The following is a 7171-nucleotide window of genomic DNA, read 5'->3' on the forward strand; positions in this document are numbered from 1 at the left end:
GGTGGGTCCCGGCCGGGACCCACCCCTCACGCGTGCCGCCTCCGGGTCAGAAGAAGACCGAGCGGCGCTGCACCAGCAGTCTGTAGAGCGTGTGCTGGATCTGCTCCCGCACCTGGTCGGTCAGATTGAACATCAGCATCGGGTCCTCCACCGCCTCCGGCGGATATCCGTCCGTCGCGATCGGCTCTCCGAACTGGATCGTCCACTTCGTCGGCAGCGGCACCGCTCCGAGCGGCCCGAGCCAGGGGAACGTCGGGGTGATCGGGAAGTACGGGATGCCCAGCAACCGCGCCAGCGTCTTCGCGTTGCCGATCATCGGGTAGATCTCCTCGGCCCCGACGATCGAGCACGGCACGATCGGCACACCCGCCTTCAGCGCCGTGGACACAAAACCACCACGCCCGAAACGCTGCAATTTGTAGCGCTCGCCGAACGGCTTGCCGATGCCCTTGAAGCCCTCCGGCATCACGCCCACCACCTCGCCGCGCTGCAGAAGCCTTTCAGCATCCTCGGCGCAGGCCAGGGTGTGGCCGGCCTTCCGGGCCAGTTCGTTGACCACCGGCAGCATGAAGACCAGATCCGCGGCCAGCAGACGCAGATGACGGCCTGCCGGGTGGTTGTCGTGGACGGCGACCTGCAGCATCAGCCCGTCCAGCGGCAGCGTCCCCGAGTGGTTGGCCACCACCAGCGCGCCGCCCTCGGACGGGATGTTCTCGATGCCCTTCACATCGATCCGGAAGTACTTCTGGTACATGGGCCGCAGCATCGACATCAGCACCTGGTCGGTGAGCTCCGCGTCGTAGCCGAACTCGTCGACCTCGTACTCGCCCGTGATCCGGCGCCGCAGGAACGCCAGTCCGCCGGCGATCCTGCGGTCCCATCCACCTGGCGCCGCCCCGTGCCTCTCCTGCGCGGTGGGACGGGCCTCGGCGGCCTTCCGCCCGTCGCGGGCCGCCCCTGCAGCGTCCGCGGCCCCTGCCCCGCCCGACACGCCCTGGGCCGCCGAAGCTCTGTTCACCACCGGAGCGGCGGCCGACTGCACCGGCGGTGCGCCCGCGCCGTCTGCCGCGCCGTCGCCGGCCTGCGACCCCGGCAGCGGGCTCACCACGGCCTCCCCCGCCGCCGCGGGTTCAGCCATGCGGCGACCGCCTGCCGGGGAGCGCCGCCGCACCGGGCGCTGCGTACCGCCGCCGCGCGACCGGTCGTCGTCGAACGGAATGACCTTGGCGTCCGCCATCGTCGGCTGCGCTCCTTATCCGGGCTGTCCGCTGCTGTGCGTCGTCTGCATGACCGTCTGCCCGCCGGACGCGGGGGCGACGCCCTCCCCGAGGGGCAGGGCCGCCGCGAACCGGTCCACCGCCTTGGCGAGCATCGAAGGCGGCAGCAGCCCCGGCCCGCGGCTGCGTGCGAAGTCCGCGAACGTCTCCGCCGTCGTGTACTTCGGCCGGAAGCCCAGTGTCTCGCGCATCTGAACGGTGCTCACCACCCGGCCGTGCGTCAGCAACCGGATCTGCTCGGGCGAGAAGTCGGTGATCCCGATCGTCCGCAGCGCCGAGCCCACCCAGGTGACCGCCGGCAGCAGCACGGGCAGCGTCGGCCTGCCGAGCCTCCGCGAGCACTGCGACAGCGTCAGCACACCGTCCCCGGCGATGTTGAAGGTGCCGCTGTTGAGCGTGCCGCGCCGCGGCTCGTGCAGGGCGATCCGCAGCACGTCGATGACGTCGTCCTCGTGGACGAACTGCAGCCGCGGGTCGTACCCGAAGACGGTGGGCATCACGGGCAGTGTGAAGAACTCGGCGAGCGGCGAGTCGGCGCACGGTCCGAGGATGTTCGCGAAGCGCAGCACGCAGACCGCCACGTCGGGCCTTCGCCGGGCGAAGCCGCGGACATATCCCTCGACCTCCACCGCGTCCTTCGCGAAGCCACCGCTCGGCAGGGACTTGGGCGGCGTGGTCTCGGTGAAGACCGCCGGGTCGCGCGGGGCGGAGCCGTACACACTCGTACTGGACTTGATCACCAGCCGCTTGACGGTCGGCGACTTCTGGCAGGCGCCGAGGAGCTGCATGGTGCCGATGACATTGGTCTCCTTGACGGCCGTACGGCCGCCGGCACCGAGCGGCGTACCCGTCACGTCCATGTGCACGACCGTGTCGACATCGTGCTCGGCGAGGACCCTCCCGATCGTGGGCCGACGGATGTCCGCGCGCACGAACTCCGCACCGCCCAGGTGGTGTCCGGGCCCCACGGCGTCGACCCCGATCACCCGGTCCACCTCGGGATCTCGCTGGATGCGCCGCACGAGGCGGCCACCGAGCTGCCTGGCCACTCCGGTGACGAGCACGACCTTGCCCAAGATCAGCGCCTTCCCTTTGGGCGTGTCCGGCCCTGTCCGCCGGACAGGGCCTCGAGTCCTGGCGTCACCGTAGCGCGTACCTGTTGCGCTGTGACGACTGCACGACGGACTTTTGCCACGTCGTGCCGTGTCGGACCAGAAACGCCTCGGCCCCTCCACCGTGCGGTGGAGGGGCCGAGGCGCACGTACAGCTGCCGCTTACTTCTTGTTGCGACGCTGAACGCGGGTGCGCTTGAGCAGCTTGCGGTGCTTCTTCTTGGCCATCCGCTTACGCCGCTTCTTGATAACAGAGCCCACGACTACCCTCGCTCACTTCTCTTCACTCGGTGCGGGGCGTCTGGGCCCACACGACCTACGTCGGCCTAGCCTACCTGCCGCCGAGTGAGGGACGTAATCCGAGGGGAATCGTCCGTGCTCCGTTACGCGGATTCCACCCCCACGAAGGATTCGCGGAGATACTCGTGAACCGCTTGCTCCGGTACCCGGAAGGACCTCCCCACCCGGATCGCCGGCAGATGACCGCTGTGCACCAACCGGTACACGGTCATCTTCGACACCCGCATCACCGAGGCAACCTCCGCCACGGTGAGAAACTTGACCTCGTTGAGAGGCCTCTCGCTGCCAGCAGCCATGACCCACCTGTACCTTCCGCACCCGACGCGCACCGGCTTCCCCTCCGGTGACTCTTCGTCGCTGTGCGCTCACTGTCCAGACTAGGGGCGGGTGATGCAAGTGGGGAAGAGGAGCAGCGATCAGGCCCCTACTGTGACAGACACGCCAGCTCGAGCACATGGCGCGTCAACGGCCGGTAGAAATCGGACCGTACGGCGTCGTCAAGCGGAACCGCGACCGACACCCGGCCCTCCGCCTCTCCGACGAACAGCGCGGGATCGTCCGTGTCGGCCAGCCCGATGGCCTCGACACCCAGTTGACCTGCTCCGCAGACCCAGCCGTGATCGCCGACGACCAGATCCGGCAACGGCCCGCCGGCGTCAACGGCCGCCTGGAGCGCGACCCTGACCGGCAGGGGGGAATGACTGTGCGCGCCGACCTCACGCGCTCCCGGCTCATGGAGAACGGCCACTCCCGCTACGTACTCGAGGCTCAGCGTGCGTACGCCGAACCGGGTCGTTATGTCGACACATCGCCCCTGCGCCGGTGTGAGTACGGAGCAGCCCGCCGCCGACACCGCGTCTGCCAGGTCGGCGTAGAACCCGAGCAGCCGGTGCGGGTGTCCGGTCCCGAACAGCACAGAGCCACCCCGGGCGGCCACCGACCCCAGCCGGTCCGCGAACGCGGCGAGCCTGCCCAGGGTCAGTTCGGGGTCGATGACGTCCGCGCCGCTCACATGCTCCGGATCGGCCGACACCCCGCACCGGTCGGCCATGAGCGCGACGACGTCCCGCACACTCCAGTTCCACCGGGGGTCGAGGCCGAGGGTGACCCGCGGATCACGCGCGACGAAGGCGCGATAGCTCCGCAGACTCGTCTCACGGGAGGTGGCGACTTCACCGGCCAGCCGCGACGCCAGCAGATGCGCCCGCAGCGCTCGGGTGCTCAACACCCTCCCGATGCTGGCGCACGCGGGTGCCCACCACAGGGAAACCCGGTGCAGCCCGCACAGTTGGCGTAACGCACGTATGTCGCACGCCGCACGGGACGGCGAACTACGCCAACAGGCCCCGCAGCGGAAAGGCCGCACGCCTCGTCGCCAGCACGGCCTGGTCCAGCCGGTCGGCAGGGTCGTAGCCCTCCTCCCAGCCGCGCCACGCCACCGGCCACCGGCCGTCCGTCATCCATCCCGGCGCCAACTGCCGTGTCTTCGCGTAGACCTCGTCCCGCCACGACGACGGGATCACCGACTCCGGGTCCACCGGCTCGTGCGCCGCGATCCCCACCAGATGCGTCCACGACCGGGGAACGACGTCCACCACCGCGTAGCCACCGCCGCCGAGCGCGACCCACCGGCCGCCCTCCACATGCTCGTGCGCCAGCGCGTGACAGGCCTCCTGGACCGCACGCTGTGCGTCCAGCGACACCGCCAGGTGCGCCAGGGGGTCCTCGAAGTGGGTGTCCGCGCCGTGCTGGGTCACCAGCACCTGCGGCCGGAAATCGGCCAGCAGCTCGGGCACCACCGCGTGGAACGCCCGCAACCAGCCTGCGTCGCCCGTGCCGGCGGGCAGCGCCACGTTCACCGCGGAGCCCTCCGCGGCACCGGACGCGCCCGTCTCCTCCGGCCAGCCGGTCTGCGGGAACAGCGTCCGCGGATGCTCGTGCAGCGACACCGTCAGCACCCGCGGATCGTCCCAGAACGCCGCCTGGACGCCGTCCCCGTGGTGAACGTCCACATCGACGTACGCCACGCGCTCCGCGCCCAGCTCCAGCAGCCGCGCGATGGCCAGCGACGCGTCGTTGTAGATGCAGAACCCGGACGCGCTGCCGGGCATCGCGTGGTGGAGGCCGCCCGCGAAGTTCACCGCATGAGCGGCGTCCCCCCGCCACACGGCCTCCGCCGCGCCGACGGACTGACCGGCGATCAGCGCCGAGGCGTCGTGCATCCCGGCGAACGCAGGGTCGTCGATCGTGCCGAGGCCGTACGACTGGTCCGCGGCCTTCGGGTCGGCCGACGCCGCCCGTACCGCGTCGATGTAGTCCTCCCGGTGCACGAGCCGCAGTGTCGATGCCCCGGCCGGCTTCGCGGCGACCAGTTGCATCGAGCGGTCGAGCCCGTACGCCCGCACCAGCCCCATGGTCAGCGCGAGCCGCACCGGATCCATCGGATGGCTGTGCCCGAAGTCATACTTCGTTACCGCCTCGTCCCACATCAACAACCCGCGGCCGCTCATACCCGCCACCGTATCGGGCGCTTCCGTCGCCGAACGACCTGGCATACACCAACGTCACCAGGATCAGCACCATCGGCACGAGCATCGCCCCGCGGTAGCTCCAGACGTCGCCCAGGACACCCACGAGAGGCGAGCCGACGAGGAACCCGACGTAGTTGAAGACGTTCAGCCGGGCCACGGCGGAATCGCTCCGGCCCGCACCCGGGAAGAGACGGCCCGCAGCCGCAAACGTCTGCGGCACGATCACGCACAGACCGAGCCCGAGCAGCGTGAAACCGAGCATGCCGACCCAGGCCCCCGGCGCTACCGCGACCACGGCGAACCCGGCCGCCGCCAGCACCGCCCCGCACCTGACGACCGCCACGGCCCCGAAACGCCGCACACCCGGGTCGCCGACCGCCCGGCCGACGAGGGTGGTCACCATAAAGGCGTTGTAGGGGACGGTGGCGAGCTCCTCCGAGCCCCCGAGGACGTCCTGCAGATACTTGGCGCTCCAGTTGGAGACCGTCGAGTCCCCGATGTACGCGAAAGTCATCACCAGGCAGAGCGGCAGCAGCAGCCGGAACGCCAGGGTGTCTCCGGCCGGGTCCACCTCGCCTTCCTGGACCACGGCGCGGTCCTCGTCGACGTACCACCGGCTGCCCGCCAACGCCGCCGGTACGAGCACCACGACCACCGGCAGGTACGAGACGACCAGCGCCAGGTCCCAGTGCGCGCCTGCCCAGGCGAGCGAGGCCCCGACGATGCCGCCGAGGCTGTACGCGGCGTGGAAACCGAGCATGATGCTGCGGCCGTAGGCTCGTTGGAGGCTGACGCCCAGCATGTTCATCGACGCGTCGAGCGCCCCGACGGACAGCCCGAACACCCCGAGGGCGACGGCCATCTGCCACAGTTCGTCGCCGCCCGCGACGCCGAGCAGGGACAGCAGAACCACGGGCTGGGTCCAACGGAGCACCGCACTCACGGGGACTCGCCGCACGACGCGCTCGGTCAGCGCGCTCCCCGCCCCCGCAAGGACCGGCACGGCAGCGAGGAACAGCGGCAGCAGGGCGTCCGATATCCCGTACAGCTCCTGTATGGCCGGGATGCGGGTCACGAGCAGCGCGAACGCGACGCCCTGCGAGAGGAAGCAGAACGCCAGAGAGGCACGTCCGTGGCGCAACCGCGGATCTGTCATGGCCGCACAGCGTATGCCCGGGTCCTACCATGCGGTAGACAGATCACACGAGCAGTGCGGGCAGTTCCGTCATCGCCCGGAAGTGACCATGGGCGCCGTTCAGTTCGTCCTCAGCCGTCATGGCCGTGAAGCCGTACACGTCCATTCCCGCCGCCAGGGCCGCCTGTACGCCGAGCCGGCTGTCCTCGACGACGACGCACCGCTCGGGGGACACACCCATGCGCTCTGCGGCGTGGAGGAAGAGATCCGGCGCCGGCTTGCCCTTGCCGACGTCCTGGGCGCTGAAGACGATGCCGTCGGTGAACCACCGGTCCAGCCCCGTCCTGCGGTGCCCGACCCGAATGCGCTCATGGCTGCCGGACGACGCGACGCAGTACGGCACGGCGTCGGCCTGGAGCTTCTCCAGCACCTCCGTCACCCCCTCGACGGCGCTCAACTCCCGCTCGAAAGCGGCGAAGGTGCGGGCGTGAAGGGTGTCGTCGAAGTCCGTGGGCAGAGCCTGTCCGGTCCGCTCGCGTATGAGGTCGTGCACCCGGTGCACGGCGGCGCCCATGTAGTCGCGCAGTGAGTCCTCGTACGTGGTGGGGTGACCGAGCTCGGTGAGATAGCCGGCCAGGATGGTGTTGGCGATGGGCTCGCTGTCGACGAGCACGCCGTCGTTGTCGAAGATGACAAGGTCATAGCGCATGCGGTCGACCCTATCGATCGTGGAGAACCTTGAACGCAGAAAAGCCCCGGAACGGTGTTCCGGGGCTTTCCCACAATGATTGTTCGGCGGCGTCCTACTCTCCCACA

Annotated in this window: 8 protein-coding genes; all 8 read right to left on the reverse strand. The window is 70.0% G+C overall.

What is annotated here, in order from left to right:
• Positions 1-46 precede the first annotated feature (46 nt).
• The gene (locus IE198_RS34495) at positions 47-1237 is read right to left on the reverse strand and encodes a lysophospholipid acyltransferase family protein (RefSeq protein WP_189893992.1); all 1191 of its coding nucleotides are present in this window, start codon (positions 1235-1237) and stop codon (positions 47-49) included.
• Positions 1238-1252: 15 nt separating this feature from the next.
• Entirely contained in the window at positions 1253-2353 is a 1101-nt protein-coding gene (locus tag IE198_RS34500; protein WP_229834861.1) for an NAD-dependent epimerase/dehydratase family protein, read from the reverse strand.
• A gap of 198 nt (positions 2354-2551) precedes the next feature.
• Complete coding sequence (locus IE198_RS34505) at positions 2552-2650, reverse strand: 30S ribosomal protein bS22 (RefSeq protein ID WP_003948845.1); 99 nt, start codon at positions 2648-2650, stop codon at positions 2552-2554.
• Positions 2651-2772: 122 nt separating this feature from the next.
• The gene (locus IE198_RS34510; RefSeq protein ID WP_014046653.1) at positions 2773-2985 is read right to left on the reverse strand and encodes a helix-turn-helix domain-containing protein; all 213 of its coding nucleotides are present in this window, start codon (positions 2983-2985) and stop codon (positions 2773-2775) included.
• 128 nt (positions 2986-3113) lie between these two features.
• A complete protein-coding gene (locus IE198_RS34515) occupies positions 3114-3917 on the reverse strand; it encodes a phosphatase (protein ID WP_189893994.1) in 804 nt (267 codons plus the stop codon).
• A 103-nt stretch (positions 3918-4020) separates the two neighbouring features.
• Positions 4021-5199: an acetoin utilization protein AcuC gene (locus IE198_RS34520; protein WP_189893996.1), complete on the reverse strand. Its 1179-nt coding sequence runs from the start codon at positions 5197-5199 to the stop codon at positions 4021-4023.
• Positions 5150-6376, reverse strand: coding sequence for an MFS transporter (locus tag IE198_RS34525; protein ID WP_189893998.1), 1227 nt, complete (start codon positions 6374-6376; stop codon positions 5150-5152). Before IE198_RS34525 ends, IE198_RS34520 begins: the two co-directional genes overlap by 50 nt.
• 43 nt (positions 6377-6419) lie before the next feature.
• Positions 6420-7064 carry an HAD family hydrolase gene (locus IE198_RS34530; RefSeq protein ID WP_189894000.1) on the reverse strand — a complete coding sequence of 215 codons (645 nt, stop codon included), beginning with the start codon at positions 7062-7064 and terminating at the stop codon, positions 6420-6422.
• Positions 7065-7171: the final 107 nt, after the last annotated feature.

It is taken from the genome of Streptomyces xantholiticus, from assembly GCF_014651015.1.
GTDB lineage: Bacteria > Actinomycetota > Actinomycetes > Streptomycetales > Streptomycetaceae > Streptomyces > Streptomyces xantholiticus.

Excerpts from the sequence above, each read along its gene's own strand:
- IE198_RS34495 (WP_189893992.1), bottom strand. The coding sequence starts at position 1,237 with ATGGCGGACGCCAAGGTCATTCCGTTCGACGACGACCGGTCGCGCGGC.
- IE198_RS34510 (WP_014046653.1), bottom strand. The coding sequence starts at position 2,985 with ATGGCTGCTGGCAGCGAGAGGCCTCTCAACGAGGTCAAGTTTCTCACC.
- IE198_RS34520 (WP_189893996.1), bottom strand. The coding sequence starts at position 5,199 with ATGAGCGGCCGCGGGTTGTTGATGTGGGACGAGGCGGTAACGAAGTAT.
- IE198_RS34525 (WP_189893998.1), bottom strand. The coding sequence starts at position 6,376 with ATGACAGATCCGCGGTTGCGCCACGGACGTGCCTCTCTGGCGTTCTGC.
- IE198_RS34530 (WP_189894000.1), bottom strand. The coding sequence starts at position 7,064 with ATGCGCTATGACCTTGTCATCTTCGACAACGACGGCGTGCTCGTCGAC.